We start from the raw sequence: 14894 nt of genomic DNA, 5'->3' as shown, positions 1-14894 counted from the left end.
GAGCGATCTGATCGCTCCTTTTTGTTGGTAGTTAGCCTTTACCCTTCCTGATTTTCCCCGGCTGCCGGTTCTGCGCCGGCGACGGTTTCAATCTCGATGCGATCGACGCGCTGCAAACCCCGGGGCAGCTTGGCGCCGCGGCGGCCGCGCTCGCCACGGTAGTAGTCAAGGTCAGACGGTTTGAGGGTGAGCTTGCGCTTGCCGGCAAACAGGGTGACCGACTGGCCTTGCGGGATGACGGCGGCCATCACCACAAACTCCTCCCGCGCCTTCACGCGAGCAGAGGGGATGCTGATGAGCTTGTTGCCCTTGCCCTTGCCGAGCACCGGCAGGGTATTGAGCGGGAACAGCAACATGCGCCCCTCGTTGGAGATGGCCATGCAGAGATCCGTGTCCGGCGCGCCTATCCTCTGGGGCGCCATGACGATGCCCCCTTCCGGCACGGTCAGCAGCGCCTTGCCGTTCTTGTTCTTGGCCGTCAGGTCGTCGTATTGGCAGACGAAGCCGTAACCGGCGTCGGAGCAAATGAGATACGGCTCGCCCTCGTTACCCATCACCAGATGACGCACCTCTTCACCGGCCCCCAGCGCGAAGCGGCCGGTGAGCGGCTCGCCCTGACTGCGGGCAGAGGGCAGAGTATGGGCCTCCAGCGAGTAGGTACGTCCCAGGGTAGAGAGGAACACCGCCTGCTGGTTGCTGCGGCCATGGGCGTGGGCGAGATAGTTGTCCCCCGCCTTGTAGGAGAGGCCCTCCACATCCACGTCGTGACCCTTGGCGGCGCGTACCCAGCCCTTGTCGGAGAGGATCACGGTCACCGGCTCGCTCGGGGTGAGCTCCTTCTCGGTCAGGGCCACGGCGGTGGCGCGCTCCACCAGCGGGGTGCGGCGATCGTCGCCGTACTTCTCGGCATCCGCCAGGATCTCTTTCTTGAGCAATGTGCTGAGACGACGCTCGGAACCCAGGATCAGTTCCAGCTTGTCGCGCTCTTCGGCCAGTTCGTTCTGCTCGGCGCGCAGCTTGAACTCTTCGAGCTTGGCCAGGTGGCGCAATTTGAGCTCGAGGATCGCCTCGGCCTGGGTCTCGCTGATGTTGAAACGCTCCATCATCACCCGGCCCGGCTCCTCTTCGGTACGGATGATCTCGATCACCTCGTCGATGTTGAGGTAGGCGATCAGCAAGCCTTCGAGGATGTGCAGGCGGGCCAGCACCTTGTCGAGACGATATTGCAGGCGACGGCGCACCGTCTCACGGCGAAAACTCAGCCACTCGGTGAGGATGGTCTTGAGGTCTTTCACCTGGGGCCGATTGTCCAGACCCAGGATGTTGAGGTTGACCCGGTAGTTCTTCTCCAAGTCCGTGGTGGCGAACAGGTGGGCCATCAGCCCCTCCACGTCCACCCGGTTGGAGCGCGGCACGATCACCAGACGGGTCGGGTTTTCGTGGTCCGACTCATCGCGCAGATCGGTGACCATGGGCAGCTTTTTGGCCACCATCTGGGCGGCAATCTGCTCCATGATCTTGGCGCCTGAGGCCTGATGAGGCAGCGCGGTGATAACGATGTCGCCATCCTCCTCGTTCCACACCGCCCGCTGCTTGATGGAGCCCTTGCCGGTCTCGTAGATTTTGCGGATGTCGTCGCGGGGCGTGATGATCTCGGCGTTGGTCGGGTAGTCCGGCCCCTGCACATGGGCCATCAGCGCATCCAGGCCGGCATTGGGGTTGTCCAAGAGCTCCACGCAGGCGTGGGCCACTTCCCGCGCGTTGTGGGGCGGGATATCGGTCGCCATCCCCACCGCGATGCCGGTCACCCCGTTGAGCAGGATGTGCGGCAGGCGGGCGGGCAGCACCACCGGCTCTTTCATGGTGCCGTCGAAGTTCGGCGTCCACTCCACCGTGCCCTGTCCCAGCTCGGAGAGCAACAGCTCGGAGAAGCGCGACAGCCGCGCCTCGGTATAACGCATGGCGGCGAAGGATTTGGGATCATCCGGCGCCCCCCAGTTGCCCTGACCGTCCACCAGCGGGTAGCGGTAGGAGAAGGGCTGGGCCATCAACACCATGGCCTCGTAACAGGCGATGTCGCCGTGGGGGTGATATTTACCCAGCACGTCACCCACGGTACGGGCGGATTTCTTGTGCTTGGAGAGGGCCGACAGACCCAGCTCGCTCATGGCGTAGATGATGCGCCGCTGCACGGGCTTGAGGCCGTCGCCGATATGCGGCAGGGCCCGATCCATGATGACGTACATGGAGTAGTTCAAGTAAGCCTGCTCGGTAAAGGTGCGCATTGGCTGGCGCTCGACCCCGTCCAGACTGAGCTCGATAGCATCACTCATAAGGTTGTTCTCTTGCTATGGCACGCCCTCAGAGGGCACGCCGGAAATGCGGGTCGGCAGGGGGCCGACGGTGAATCACAAGACCCCCTCCCAACCTCCCCCTCCATGAGGGGGAGGAGAGGCTTGGCCCCCTCCCCTTGCGAAGGGGAGGGCCGGGGTACTTGCGACTCGCTTTAGATGATGGCGAGGTTGCCCTTCTCTTCTAGCCATTCGCGGCGATCACCGGCGCGCTTCTTGGCCAGCAGCATGTCCATCAGTTGCAGGGTCTCGCCCCCATCTTCCCCTTCTGCCCCTCCTTCCGCGCCCATGGTGAGCTGCACCAGGCGGCGGGTGTTGGGATCCATGGTGGTTTCCCGCAACTGCTTGGGGTTCATCTCACCCAGCCCCTTGAATCGGGTCACCATCACCTTGCCCTTCTTCTTCTCGGCCTCGACCCGTTGCAGCACGCCGTTCTTCTCGTCCTCGTCGAGGGCGTAGAAGACCTCCTTGCCGATGTCGATACGATAGAGGGGCGGCATGGCCACATAGACATGGCCCTTCTCCACCAGCGTGCGGAAGTGCTTCACAAAGAGGGCGCAGAGCAGGGTGGCGATGTGCAGACCGTCCGAGTCGGCATCCGCGAGGATGCACACCTTGCCGTAGCGCAGGCCACTGAGGTCGTCGGAGTCGGGGTCGAGCCCGATCGCCACCGAGATGTCGTGTACTTCTTGCGAGGCGAGCACCTGACCGGCCTCCACCTCCCAGGTGTTCAGGATCTTGCCGCGCAGCGGCATGATGGCCTGGAATTCGCGGTCGCGCGCCTGCTTGGCACTGCCGCCCGCGGAGTCACCCTCCACCAGGAAGAGCTCCCCCTGCATGGGATCGGCGCAGCCGCAGTCGGTGAGCTTGCCGGGCAGGGCCGGGCCCTGGGTTATCTTCTTGCGCACCACCGTCTTGGCGGCGCGCATCCGGCGCTGGGCGCTGGAGATGCAGAGCTCCGCCAGCTGTTCGGCCAGCTCGGTGTTGCTGTTCAAGTAAAGGCTGAAGGCATCCTTCACCACGCCCGACACGAAGGCCGAGCTCTGGCGGGACGACAGACGCTCCTTGGTCTGGCCGGCAAACTGCGGGTCCTGCATCTTGATGGAGAGGATGTAGGCGCAGCGATCCCAGATGTCTTCCGGGGTGAGCTTGACCCCGCGGGGCAAGAGGTTGCGGAACTCGCAGAACTCGCGCATGGCGTCGAGCAACCCCTGGCGCAGGCCGTTGACATGGGTGCCACCGAGCGCGGTGGGAATGAGGTTCACATAGGATTCGGCGAGGCATTCGCCCCCTTCCGGCAACCAGCACAGGGCCCAGTCCACCGCCGACTGCTCGGAGCTGAAAGAGCCGACGAAGGGCTGCTCCGGCAGGCAGGTGAACTGCTTTACCGCGTCGATGAGGTAATCCTTGAGGCCGTCTTCGTAGCACCACTCAAGCTTGATGCCGGTGTTCTTGTCGAGGAACTTGATGGTGAGGCCCGGGCAGAGCACGGCCTTGGCTTTGAGCAGGTGCTCGAGCTTGGAGACCGAGAAGCGCGGCGAATCGAAGTAGCGCGCCTCTGGCCAGAAGCGCACCCGGGTGCCGGTGTTGCGACGGCCGCAGGTGCCGGTGATGGTCAGATCAGACACCTTGTCGCCCCGCTCGAAGGCGATGTCATAGACCTGGCCGTCCCGGCGCACCGTCACCTCGACCCGATCGGAGAGGGCGTTTACCACGGAGATCCCCACCCCGTGCAAGCCGCCGGAGAACTGATAGTTCTTGTTGGAGAACTTGCCCCCCGCATGCAGCTTGCAGAGGATCAGCTCCACACCGGAGACCCCTTCCTCCGGGTGGATGTCCACCGGCATGCCGCGACCGTCGTCGATCACCTCGAGGGACTGATCCTCGTGCAGGATCACCTCCAGATTGCGGGCGTGACCCGCCAGCGCCTCGTCGACGCTGTTGTCGATGACCTCCTGGCCGAGGTGATTGGGCCGGGTGGTGTCGGTGTACATGCCGGGGCGGCGACGCACCGGTTCAAGGCCATTGAGGACCTCAATGGCATCCGCATTGTATTGAGTGGACATGGAGGGCCTTGCGAATTGACGTTTGGGGGGAATCTTACTCGCTGGGAGGGCCCGGGACAAATGGGGCGCTCGCAAAGGGTGATCCAGAGGGGCTCCGGCCTCCCCGCCCCGGATCAGGCGGGTTCCCCGGGCAGGGCCTGCACAAGCTGGGAGAGGGAGCAGTGGAGTCGCCACACCAGCCCCGCCAGAGCCCGGGCCGCCGGATCTGCATGTTCCCCCAGCCCCAGGCTGATGCGGTCCAGCTCCGCCAGGGTGCGCCCCAGGGTCTCGTGCTGCACGCCCCCTTCGGTCAGAATCCCTTTCAGGCAGCGCAGACAGCCGTCCCGCACCAGATAGAGGGCCGGATCCCGGCTGCGCCAGAGCCTGAGCTGCCAGACGATGTGGCTGCAATTGAGCAGCACCACGCCCCAGCGCAGCACCCAGAGCCGGGCCCCCTGATCCTGACTCTGGCTGAGCTGGCTCACCGCGTGATAGACCCGGGATTCAAACTCCCCCTCGCTCTGATGCGGGGCCGGGGCCAGCTGGTCCACGAAATCCCGCCGCAGACGATGCATCAGGCGGCGGCTCTTGCGCCGATCCGAGCTGGGCCTCAGGAGCTGGAACGCCAGTCCGGCACTCATCACCCCCAATGCCTGCGCGAGGCTGCTGTTGACGAAGGCGAGGTAGTCGTAGCTCGGCGGATTGGTGATGGCGAGGAAGGAGCCGAGCAGCACGATGAGCTGGCCCCAGAGCGCCGCCCCCTGGGGGCGCTGCAATTTCAGCAGTTGCAGGGTGATGAGGGCGGGGAACAGCAGGGCGCAGAAGATCCAGAAGTCGTCGATGCGGATCATCAGCCCGAACTTGACCCCGAAGCAGATAAAGCTGAGCAGCACGATGGCCTTGAGCATGGTCTGGGCCCCCTTCGCCGGGGCCGGGGTGGCGGAATAGAGCACGCAGCAGATGGCGAGCAGGGTCAGGGCCGCGGCGCCCGCATCCCACTGGGTGTGGATCCAGAAGGTGCAGCCCAGCATCACGCAGAGGAAGGTACGCCCCCCGTTGTAGGCCGCCTCCAGGCCGTCGGTGTGGCTGGTCAGAGAGCTGTGGCGCGGCGGCGCCGGCCACTCCTGGCCATCGTGGCGGGCCAGCCTTTCCAGCCAGCGCTGACACTCCAGGTAGCTCCAGCAGAAGTGGCGCAGCCGCAGCCAGAAGGCCTGACAGCGATAATCATCCCCCGAACGGGCCACGAAGGGCGCCATCAGGCGGGCGATGCGCAGCTTGTCGCAGCCCCCCTGTCCCAGCTCCCGCAGCACGGCGGCCAGCATGGGGGCCGGGTCGACGGCGTCCTCTGGCCAGTGTTGCAGCATGCGGCGCAGCCCCGAGATGAGGCTGACCATCCTCAGCTGGCGATGGAGCAGATAGTTCAGCAACTGGTTGTGGCGGCGCAGGCGGTGGTGGCTCCAGACTGCCTGGATGCGCAGCACGTTCAGGGTGAGGATCTGACCGATCACCCCCTCGTGGGCGGTGCGCACATCGGCGCCCGTCTCCCCGAGCCAGAGCAGCTGGGCATGTTCCAGCAGCCGGGTCTGGCTCTTGCCAAGGGAGTCCAGCAGGGTCTCGCCATCGGAGAAACTCGGCAGGATCATCATCATCAGGCCGCCGCAGAGGATACCGACGATCACCTCGCTCACCCGGGCCTGGGCGATGTCGAAGATATGTTGCGGGTCGGTCAGGTTGACGCAGGAGAAGGCGATGATGGCGGCGGTATAGCCCGCCAGGGCGAAACCGTAGGAGACGTTGTTCTGATGGTGGTTGGAGATGTAGGTGCAACCCCCCAGCCAGAGGGCGATAAGCAGGCTGAAGAGCCAGGGATCACCGATGCCAAGGCCGGTGATCATCACCGCCGCCATGGCGCCGATGAGGCTGCCCACCACCCGCCCCAGGCTCTTGCTGATGACGCCCCCCACGGTGGGAAAGCTCACCACGGCGGCGGAGGTCATGGCCCAGTAGGGAGAGTCGAGTTGCAGCACGAACGCCAGCCAGAGCGACAGGCACATGGCCAGGGCATTGCGCAGGGCGTAGCGCCACTGTCCGCCGTTGGCCTTGCCCCAGGGGGTCTGGCGCCAGAGCGAGGGGATCACTCTAGTCCCCTATGGTGATGGTACAGGTCGTGCCCGCGATCAAGACCAGATCCGGGGGAATCGCCAGCAGCCTGATCCGCACCGGCACCCGCTGGGCCAGGCGCACCCAGGGCACGTTCGGCTTGACGTCGAGCAGCAGCCCCTCGCTGCCTTCCAGGCTCTGATCGTGAATGGCGCGCCCTATGCTTTCCACCTCCCCCCTGAGTACCCGATCCCCGCTGTAGAGCACCACCTCGGCCGGTTTGCCGGGGGCGATGTGCCTGAGCTTGGTCTCTTCGAAATAGCCCTGCACATAGAAGGAGTGGGTGTCTATCAGGGCCACCAGGGGCACCCCGGCGGTGGCGTAGTTGCCGACCCTGGCCTGCAGGTTGGTGATGTAGCCGTCGCTCGCAGCATGGACCTCGGTCCGGGCAAGGGACCATCTGGCCTGCTCCAGATTGGCTTGGGCCACCTCATAGGCCGCCTTCATCGCCTGGGCATTGAGCCTGGATTCATCCACCGCCTCGGCGGAGATGACGGTGCGGGAGAGGCTCTGGCGACGGTTCGCCTCGTGCTCCGCCTTGTCGAGATCCGACCTGGCCTTGGCCAGGGCCGCGCTGGCGTTGTCCAGCGCGATGCGATAGGGCTCGGGATCCAGAGTAAAGAGCAGGTCCCCCGCCTTCACCAGCTGGTTGTCCTTGACCCCTATCCTGACGATCTTGCCCGACACCTGGGGCGTGATGCTGACCAGCTCGGCCCTCACCTTGCCATCCCGGGTCCAGGGGCCCTGCATGTAGTCGTTCCACAGCCACCAGAGCGACACCAGCGCCAGGGCAAAGACCAGCAGGGTGGAGAAGTATTTGAGGGTCGCAAGGGGTGATTTAGCCATGTAGCAATATCCATAGGGCGCCGCTGACGGCGAGGATGAAGAGGGAGAGATCCATCAGCAGGGGGTGCCAGACCTCGCCGCCGTAGAGCCAGTCCCGCAGCAGATGGTGCAGCGGCAGCCAGCCCAGCAGGCCGAGCAGCACGGCCTTGAACAGGGGCGGAAAGTAGAGCGAGGCCCCGAGGATCAGATCCGGCAGCGCTGAAGCAGTCGTCACGGGTGTGCCCCCTGTTGGCAGAGATGAAATGAAGAGAGAGGCCGGGGTCCGCCGGGAGACGGACAGGGCAAGGTTAACACAGCCATTGCGGGGGCTACACCAGCAGATGACCCCCTGAGGCGTCGTCACGGGAGTGGCACGACAACACCTCGCCCGCCCTCCCCGCCACCCGTCGGGGCAGTCACCTCTCGTTCAATCGGCTACGGTATCTGCCGGGTGATGCACCCCGTCGCGGGTCGGCACCTCTCCCAGATCGAACGGGTTGACCCCCTCCAGACAGGCGAGGTTGTAGCCATATTCCGCCGGATTGGATCGACGCTGGTGATGGGTGTAGATGCCGCAGACGCTGCAGAAGTAGTGTTTCGCGGTACGGGTGTTGAACTGGTAGCAGCGAAGCGCCGCCTCCCCTTGCAGGATGCGGATGCCGGAGAGCGGCACCGAGGCGACGATGGCCCCTCGCCGCCGACAGAAGGAGCAGTCGCAGCGGCGCGGATCCACCACGCCATCCGGCAGGGTCAGCTCCAGCACCACGGCGCCGCAGTGGCAGCTCGCCTTGTGTTTCTTCTGGATGGGGGTATTGCCGATGCGTGTGATCATGCTGCCTCCTTGCCGCAGTGTCAGGCTGCGAACCGGTTAATCGAACAGGGTATCCCGCCGCCCCTGCAAAAGATGGTCATGCAGGGTGCGTAGCTGGGACGCCACCACCCGGTGGCGGGAGAGTTCGGGCAAGGCGTCGATGGGGAAGTACCCCGCCCCTTTGGTTTCATCGGTTTCGCCCAGCAGCTGGCCACCGGTCACCTCGCACAGGAAGAACGCCTTGTGGGCGTGGGGCAGCTGCGGGGGATGGGGGTGCTTGAGCTTGTCGAACAGCGCCAGCAGTTGCACCGCCCGACAGGCGAGGCCGGTCTCCTCGCTCACTTCGCGCACCACGGCCCCCGCCGGCGAATCGCCGACATCACACCAGCCCCCCGGCAGGGTCCAGCAACCGTCACTGCGCTCCTGCACCAGCAGGACATGACCCGCATCGTTCCGAATGAAGGCCCGCACATCGAGCTTGGGGGTGGGATAGCCGCTGTCGAGGGCAATCCAGTCGCCGATGGCGTCGGGGGCCAGCTCGCTCTGGCTGGCGATGAGCGTCACCGTGGCCGCTCGCAGCGCCTCGAAGCGGGCGATGTCGAAGGGATCGCGGGAGTAGGTGAGCCCCGCCTGGGCCGTGGCCAGCACCTGTTCGAGGAAGGCGGCCAACGGCGGTTGCATGGCTAGAGCCCGAGGAAACGGACGATCTGGGCGGGGTAGCGCTCGAAGCCTGTGAAGGCGTGATCGCCGCCACACTCCAGGGAGAGACGGGCAAAGCGGTATTCGTCCAGCGCCTTGCGATAGTCGAGCACCTCGTCCTCCTGCTGTTGCAGCACCCAGAGCCGCTCGGGGGCAGTCACCGGCACCGCCAGCGCTCTCAGCTCGTCCATGTGCACAGGCAGCAGTTCATAGCGTTCGCCGCTGTAGGGGTTGGTCTGGGGGCCGAGGTAGTCGCAGAGCAGCTCGTGGGGGCGCACCGCCGGGTTGATGAGGGCAGCGCGGCAACTGTACATCTCGCTCACTCGCGTGGCCATGAAGCCACCGAGGGAGCTGCCCACGGCGCCCAGTCGCAGGGCACTGCCGTGGCGGGCCTTCAGGTCGGTGATGGCCTGCTCAATGGCAGCCCAGGCGGCCGCCGGGGTGTTGGGCTGGGCCGGGATCACCACCTCGATATCGGGCCTGTTCTCTGCCACCCAGGCCGCCATCTGCTGCGCCTTGGCCGAGCCGGGGGATGAATTGAAACCGTGCAGGTAGAGGAGTACGGGCTTCATGGCAACCCCTCAGTAACCGGTGGCATTGGGGTCGGGCACGAACTGCCCCAGCGGCAGGCGCCACACCTGACTCGCCACCCGGCCATCCGGGTGCAGGGTGAGATAGCGCCAGCCCGGGCCGGATTCGTCCAGTGCGAAACCGTCGGAGAGCGGCTTGAACTGGATGCAGGTAGAGGGGCTGGCGATGAGCCGCACTCCGTGGTGCACCTCGTCAAACTCCTGATGGACGTGGCCGAACAGGATGGTCTTCTGCTGCGGGTGGCGGGCCAGCACGGCGAACAGGTCGTCGGCATTCTTGAGGTTGTGCTGATCCAGCCAGGCGCAGCCCACCGGCACCGCCTGATGGTGCAGGGCGATGAGGGCATGGCGCTCGGGATGCTGGCGCAGGGCCTGATCCAGGGCCGCCAGCTGGTGATCCCCCAGCACCCCGTGGGGTTTGCCGCGCACCTGGGTATCCAGCAGGATCACCTGCCAGTGCTCGCCTACCAGCTGCTTGGCCTCGCTGATGCCGGCCGCATGGAGGTATTCGGTCATCAGGGGGCCGTCGTCGTGGTTGCCGGGCAACCAGTAGATGGGGCGAGCCAGGGGCGCCATCATGGAAGCGAAGCGCTGGTAGGACTCCGGGCTGTGATCCTGGGAGAGATCCCCGGTGGCGAGGATGAGATCGAACGGGTGCTCGTTGGCCTGCACCCGCTCCAGCACGGCGGCCAGACTCTGCGCCGTGGGCACGGCCAGCAGCCGCCCCTCGGCACTGGCGAAGAGATGGGTATCGGTAATCTGTAACAGGCGCACACTGCCGTCCGGCGCCTGAGGTAGCTCTGTTTCCAAAATCACGCTTCTTTTTTATGGGTTCGACTAGAGGATGTTAATCAGGCTGGTGCCGTGTTTGAGACAAAATCTCAACCAATCGGCCAAGAATAGATTTACCTGCTCCTTTTCATCCCTGTGATGCATTTTTTGATTGGGATAATCATAACGTGGTTGCAACATTGAAATCTGTTGCGCCGCACACACTTCCGCCATTCGCACATCATGATACAAACGAATCTCTATCCGGGCTTGCAAGTAGCTCGGCAATTCGGGGTTGTGCTGGGCCAGGATCACCTGGCTGGTGAAGCGGCTCTCCTCGGTCACCGTGAGCTGGAACTGCAGGCCGTTGCCGACCTGATAGCGGCGCTCGGCACCCACGCTGCCACCGGGCGGCAACAGTTTCATCAGCGCCATGTAATTGACCTCGCAGGTACGCTGCAAGGACATCAAATCAGGCACATAGCGCTTCATCGGGCTCTGGACTAATGACATGTCGCGGCTCCCTCAATCAGGGTCCATGAAGGCTGGACCCACTGCACAGTGTTCCAGTCGGACACAGGGCACCTGACCCGGGTCTGAACGAGCGCCACCTCAGCGCCCCGCCAGCCAGCGTGCCCGCAGCTCGCCGTGATTCAGGGCCAGCCACTGCAGGGCGATGACGGAGGCGGCATTGTCGATGCGCCCCTCTTTGAGCCAGGCATAGGCCTGCTCGCGGCTCACCACGTGGACCCGGATGTCTTCCCCCTCTTCCGCCAGACCGTGGATCCCCTTGGCCTGACTGGCATCCACCTCGCCCACGAACACCTCGATGCGCTCGGTGCTGCCACCCGGGCTCACCAGATAGCTGATGGCGTGTTCGCAGCGTCCCACCTCGATCCCTGCCTCTTCTACCGCTTCGCGCCGCACCACTGCCTCGGCGGTCTCCCCTTCATCGATGATGCCGGCCACCAGCTCCAGCAGCCAGGGGGTGGCGCTGGTCTCCATGGCGCCGATGCGAAACTGCTCCACCAGCACGATCTCGTCCCGCACCGGATCATAAGGCAGCAGGGCGGCGGCATGGCCACGTTCGAACAGTTCCCGGACGATGGGGGCGTTCCAGCCACCGGCAAACAGCCTGTGTTGCAGGCGGTAGACATTCACCTTGAAGAAGCCATTATATCCAGCTGATTTTTCAATGATTTTCACATCATCGCTGGAGTAGTGGCAGGTTTGAGGCAAGGCTTGCTGTGACATTCGAGACTCCTGCCAGCTTGACTTGGCTTGGTTTGACCATAATATTCGGGGGCATGAATGAACATTCATTCACTCGCTCTCGCCGACGATGAGGGAAGGATTTTAGCAGCCACAGGGCATTTGGCTAGGCGCGTTGCCGAGAAAACTCGCCCCGGACCTTGACGTTTCCGCAGCTGGAAAAGAGACAGTTCGCAATGAAATCTGCTTATAGTAGAGTGGTTAAGCTGAAATCAAGCTTGGTCGGTGACAATCCCCCCTTCATCCAGCGGACAGCTTTGGGTTGATACAAAAGGTTAAAACTATCATATGAAAAGAACACTCTTGTCAGTCATGGTGATGCTGGGTGTGAGCGGCGCCGCTCATGCCGAAAACCTGCTCGATATTTACCAACAGGCCCAGATCAAGGACACCCAGCTGCTGGAATCCAAGGCCAAGCGGGACCAGGCCTTCGAGAAGATCAACGAATCCCGTGCAGCCCTGCTGCCCCAGATCAACCTGGGCGCCGGCCTGAACTACCTGCAAAACAAGAACGACACCATGACCAACACGGGCGCTACCGGCTCCGTGACCCTGGATCAATCCATTTACCGTCGCAGCAACTGGGTCAACCTGGATCTGACCGAGAAGAGCGCCACCCAGTCCGACGTGGCCTACAACCTCGAGTACCAGAACCTGATGCTGCGTACCGCCCAGGCCTACTTCGACGTGCTCAAGGCCATGGATACCCTGGAATTCGTGCGTGCCAACAAGACCGCGGTCGAGCGTCAGCTTGAACAGACCCAGCAGCGCTTCGAAGTGGGCCTGACCGCCATCACCGACGTGCACGAGGCCGAGGCCGAGCGTGATCAGGCGCTGGCGGACGAGATCAATGCCGAGAACACCCTGGACAACAGCTACGAGAGCCTGCGCGAGCTGACCGGTATCGACCACCGTCAACTGGACGTGCTCAACACCGATCGCTTCAGCCCGCAGAAGACCGCGTTCAACTCCGACAAGTGGCTGGAACTGGCCCTGGACAAGAACCTGGAGCTGCACAGCGCCCGCATCGGCAAGGACATCGCCAAGGAGCAGATCGATCTGGCCAAGACCGGTCATGAACCGACCCTGGATCTGGGCGCCGGCCTGAACGCCGGTTACAACGATTACAAGGACGAGATCCGCAACCCCGAGAGCAACAGCAATCAGGGCAACATCGGCCTGAACTTCAAGCTGCCCATCTACACCGGCGGGGCCACCACCTCCCAGGTCAAGCAGGCACAGTTCAACTACGTGGCCGCCAGCGAACAGCTCGAGCGCAGCTTCCGCTCGGTGCAGAGCACGGTCCGCTCCTCCTACAACAACGTAAACGCCAGCATCGGCTCGGTCCGCGCCTACAGCCAGTCCGTCATCTCCGCCGACAGCGCCCTGAAGGCGACCGAGGCCGGTTACGAGGTGGGCACCCGCACCATCGTCGACGTGCTGGACTCCACCCGCAAGCTGTATCAGGCCAAGCAGAAGCTCTCCGAGGCCCGCTACAACTACATCCTCAGCATCCTCTCCCTCAAGCAGGCCGCCGGCATCCTGGAGCAGAAGGATCTGGAAGAGGTGAACCAGGGTCTGATGCCCGCCGCCCAGGTTACCAAGAAGTCCTGAGCCAGGCGCACACCATGAGAAAAGGCGACCCCGGGGTCGCCTTTTTCATCTCTGTTCGCCGCTGGAAGTGCGTTGGTCGGGGCCTGCCAGGCAGCGGCCATGTCACCGACCCGGCAGCCCCATCAAAAAACCCGGCCTTGGCCGGGTTTTACGCTTATCCGCGCTCGCGGATGGTCTTGATGATGTCGGTGGTGGAGCAGCCGTCCTCGAAGTTCAGCACCCGCACCTCGCCGCCATTGGCGGTCACCTCGGCGTAACCGGCGATCTCTTCGGGCTTGTAGTCGCCCCCCTTGACCAGGAGGTCTGGCAGGATCTCGGCGATCAGACGCTGGGGCGTGTCTTCGCTGAAGGGGACCACCCAGTCCACGGCACCCAGGGCCGCCAGCACCGTCATACGGCGCTCGGTCGGGTTGACCGGGCGACCCGGCCCCTTGAGGCGACGCACGGACTCGTCGGTGTTCACCGCCACGATCAGGCGGTCCCCCAGCTTGCCCGCATTGGCCAGATAGGAGACATGACCCGCGTGCAGAATGTCGAAGCAGCCGTTGGTCATCACCACCTTCTCGCCGCGCAGACGGGCGGCCTGGACGGCCACCTTGAGCTGGGCCTCGGACATGACGCCAAAGCCGGTCTCCTGCTCGGTGTAGAGGGCGTTGGCCAGCTCCACCGGGCTCACGGTGGAGGTCCCCAGCTTGCCGACCACGATGCCGGCGGCGGTGTTGGCCAGGGCGCAGGCCTCATCCAGACTCTTGCCTGCGGCAAGGGAAGTCGCCAGGGTGGAGATGACGGTGTCACCGGCACCGGTGACGTCATAGACCTCGTGGGCCTGGGCCGGCAGGTGCAGCTCGGGCTGCCCTTCGCGGATCAGGGTCATGCCGTTCTCGGAACGGGTGACCAGCAGGGCATCCAGCTCGAAGCGCTTGACCAGCTCCAGCCCCCTGGCGACCAGGTCTTCTTCCCCCTTCACCTTGCCCACCACGGCCTCGAACTCGGACATGTTGGGGGTCAGCAGGGTGGCACCACGGTACTTCTCGAAATCGGTCCCCTTGGGGTCGACCAGCACGGGGATACCGGCGGCGCGGGCACGCCGGATCATGCCGGGCACGTCGTTGAGGGCGCCCTTTCCGTAGTCGGAGAGGATCATCACGTCCGCCTGGGGCAGCGCCTGCTCCACCTTGCCCATCAGCAGGCTGGCATCCACGTCGTGGAAGGCCTCTTCGAAGTCGAGACGCAGCAGTTGCTGGTTGCGGGACAGCACCCGCAGCTTGGTGATGGTCGGATAGTCGGTCAGGCGCACGAAATCACAGGCCACCTTGACCCCGGCCATCTGGCTGGCGAGGGCATCGGCGGCCTCATCCTGACCGGTCAGGCCCAGCAGCACGGCCTGGGCGCCGAGGGCGGCGGAGTTGAGCGCCACGTTGGCGGCGCCACCCGGGCGCTCCTCGATGTGCTCGACCTTGACCACGGGGACCGGTGCCTCGGGGGAGATCCGGCCGGTAGGGCCATGCCAGTAGCGATCCAACATGACATCGCCAACGACCAGGATGCGGGCTTTTTCAAACTCGGGCAGGGTGATTTTCATCTGTATCGGCTCTCAAAACCTGAAAAATTCAGCGGCCGATTTTATCACACTCTTTTCCGGGGCGTGAAAAAAGCACGGCCCTGCCCCCTGACGCCCCCTCTGACCAGATGACGGCGATTCGCGCCCGCCCCCGCTTTTCGGATAGAATCCTCGACATGCGAGTGACCGCATCCG

The 14894-nt window shown here is 64.2% G+C and carries 13 protein-coding genes; 1 reads left to right on the top strand and 12 read right to left on the bottom strand.

The window, feature by feature from the left end; all coding sequences use genetic code 11:
* Positions 1-38: 38 nt before the first annotated feature.
* The 11 genes from parC to nudF form a co-directional block, all read right to left on the bottom strand.
* A complete protein-coding gene (parC, locus tag I6L32_RS09455) occupies positions 39-2333 on the bottom strand; it encodes a DNA topoisomerase IV subunit A (protein ID WP_216944994.1) in 2295 nt (764 codons plus the stop codon).
* 173 nt (positions 2334-2506) lie between these two features.
* A complete protein-coding gene (parE, locus tag I6L32_RS09450; protein WP_216944993.1) occupies positions 2507-4417 on the bottom strand; it encodes a DNA topoisomerase IV subunit B in 1911 nt (636 codons plus the stop codon).
* 113 nt (positions 4418-4530) lie between these two features.
* On the bottom strand, positions 4531-6534 hold the full coding sequence (locus I6L32_RS09445) for an FUSC family protein (RefSeq protein ID WP_216944992.1): 2004 nt from the start codon (positions 6532-6534) through the stop codon (positions 4531-4533).
* Position 6535: 1 nt separating this feature from the next.
* Positions 6536-7402, bottom strand: coding sequence for an HlyD family secretion protein (locus I6L32_RS09440; RefSeq protein ID WP_039039753.1), 867 nt, complete (start codon positions 7400-7402; stop codon positions 6536-6538).
* Positions 7395-7637 (bottom strand): DUF1656 domain-containing protein, encoded by a 243-nt coding sequence (locus I6L32_RS09435; protein WP_039039819.1) that lies wholly within the window; start codon positions 7635-7637, stop codon positions 7395-7397. The genes I6L32_RS09440 and I6L32_RS09435 overlap by 8 nt, the downstream gene beginning before the upstream one ends.
* 171 nt (positions 7638-7808) lie before the next feature.
* A complete protein-coding gene (locus I6L32_RS09430; RefSeq protein WP_039039754.1) occupies positions 7809-8213 on the bottom strand; it encodes a GFA family protein in 405 nt (134 codons plus the stop codon).
* Between the two features lie 36 nt (positions 8214-8249).
* Complete coding sequence (locus tag I6L32_RS09425) at positions 8250-8873, bottom strand: NUDIX hydrolase (protein ID WP_216944991.1); 624 nt, start codon at positions 8871-8873, stop codon at positions 8250-8252.
* A 2-nt stretch (positions 8874-8875) separates the two neighbouring features.
* Positions 8876-9463: a YqiA/YcfP family alpha/beta fold hydrolase gene (locus I6L32_RS09420; protein ID WP_128273971.1), complete on the bottom strand. Its 588-nt coding sequence runs from the start codon at positions 9461-9463 to the stop codon at positions 8876-8878.
* Between the two features lie 9 nt (positions 9464-9472).
* Positions 9473-10291: a 3',5'-cyclic-AMP phosphodiesterase gene (gene cpdA, locus I6L32_RS09415; protein ID WP_041214382.1), complete on the bottom strand. Its 819-nt coding sequence runs from the start codon at positions 10289-10291 to the stop codon at positions 9473-9475.
* 27 nt (positions 10292-10318) lie between these two features.
* Positions 10319-10765 carry a DUF1249 domain-containing protein gene (locus tag I6L32_RS09410; RefSeq protein WP_039039758.1) on the bottom strand — a complete coding sequence of 149 codons (447 nt, stop codon included), beginning with the start codon at positions 10763-10765 and terminating at the stop codon, positions 10319-10321.
* A 99-nt stretch (positions 10766-10864) separates the two neighbouring features.
* Positions 10865-11506 carry an ADP-ribose diphosphatase gene (gene nudF / locus I6L32_RS09405; RefSeq protein WP_010672772.1) on the bottom strand — a complete coding sequence of 214 codons (642 nt, stop codon included), beginning with the start codon at positions 11504-11506 and terminating at the stop codon, positions 10865-10867.
* A gap of 306 nt (positions 11507-11812) precedes the next feature.
* On the opposite strand from nudF, the gene tolC reads away from it, so the two are divergent.
* Positions 11813-13138: an outer membrane channel protein TolC gene (gene tolC / locus I6L32_RS09400; RefSeq protein ID WP_029313618.1), complete on the top strand. Its 1326-nt coding sequence runs from the start codon at positions 11813-11815 to the stop codon at positions 13136-13138.
* 154 nt (positions 13139-13292) lie between these two features.
* Here tolC and hldE read toward each other — a convergent pair whose 3' ends face one another.
* Entirely contained in the window at positions 13293-14720 is a 1428-nt protein-coding gene (hldE, locus tag I6L32_RS09395) for a bifunctional D-glycero-beta-D-manno-heptose-7-phosphate kinase/D-glycero-beta-D-manno-heptose 1-phosphate adenylyltransferase HldE (protein WP_039039759.1), read from the bottom strand.
* Positions 14721-14894 lie beyond the last annotated feature (174 nt).

The organism is Aeromonas sp. FDAARGOS 1402, from assembly GCF_019046925.1.
Taxonomy (GTDB): Bacteria; Pseudomonadota; Gammaproteobacteria; order Enterobacterales; family Aeromonadaceae; genus Aeromonas; species Aeromonas caviae.
This window is presented reverse-complemented; position numbering and strand designations above follow the sequence as displayed.

Coding starts and splice junctions, on each gene's coding strand:
- parC (WP_216944994.1), bottom strand. CDS start 2,333: ATGAGTGATGCTATCGAGCTCAGTCTGGACGGGGTCGAGCGCCAGCCA.
- parE (WP_216944993.1), bottom strand. CDS start 4,417: ATGTCCACTCAATACAATGCGGATGCCATTGAGGTCCTCAATGGCCTT.
- I6L32_RS09440 (WP_039039753.1), bottom strand. CDS start 7,402: ATGGCTAAATCACCCCTTGCGACCCTCAAATACTTCTCCACCCTGCTG.
- I6L32_RS09430 (WP_039039754.1), bottom strand. CDS start 8,213: ATGATCACACGCATCGGCAATACCCCCATCCAGAAGAAACACAAGGCG.
- I6L32_RS09425 (WP_216944991.1), bottom strand. CDS start 8,873: ATGCAACCGCCGTTGGCCGCCTTCCTCGAACAGGTGCTGGCCACGGCC.
- I6L32_RS09420 (WP_128273971.1), bottom strand. CDS start 9,463: ATGAAGCCCGTACTCCTCTACCTGCACGGTTTCAATTCATCCCCCGGC.
- I6L32_RS09410 (WP_039039758.1), bottom strand. CDS start 10,765: ATGTCATTAGTCCAGAGCCCGATGAAGCGCTATGTGCCTGATTTGATG.
- nudF (WP_010672772.1), bottom strand. CDS start 11,506: ATGTCACAGCAAGCCTTGCCTCAAACCTGCCACTACTCCAGCGATGAT.
- tolC (WP_029313618.1), top strand. CDS start 11,813: ATGAAAAGAACACTCTTGTCAGTCATGGTGATGCTGGGTGTGAGCGGC.
- hldE (WP_039039759.1), bottom strand. CDS start 14,720: ATGAAAATCACCCTGCCCGAGTTTGAAAAAGCCCGCATCCTGGTCGTT.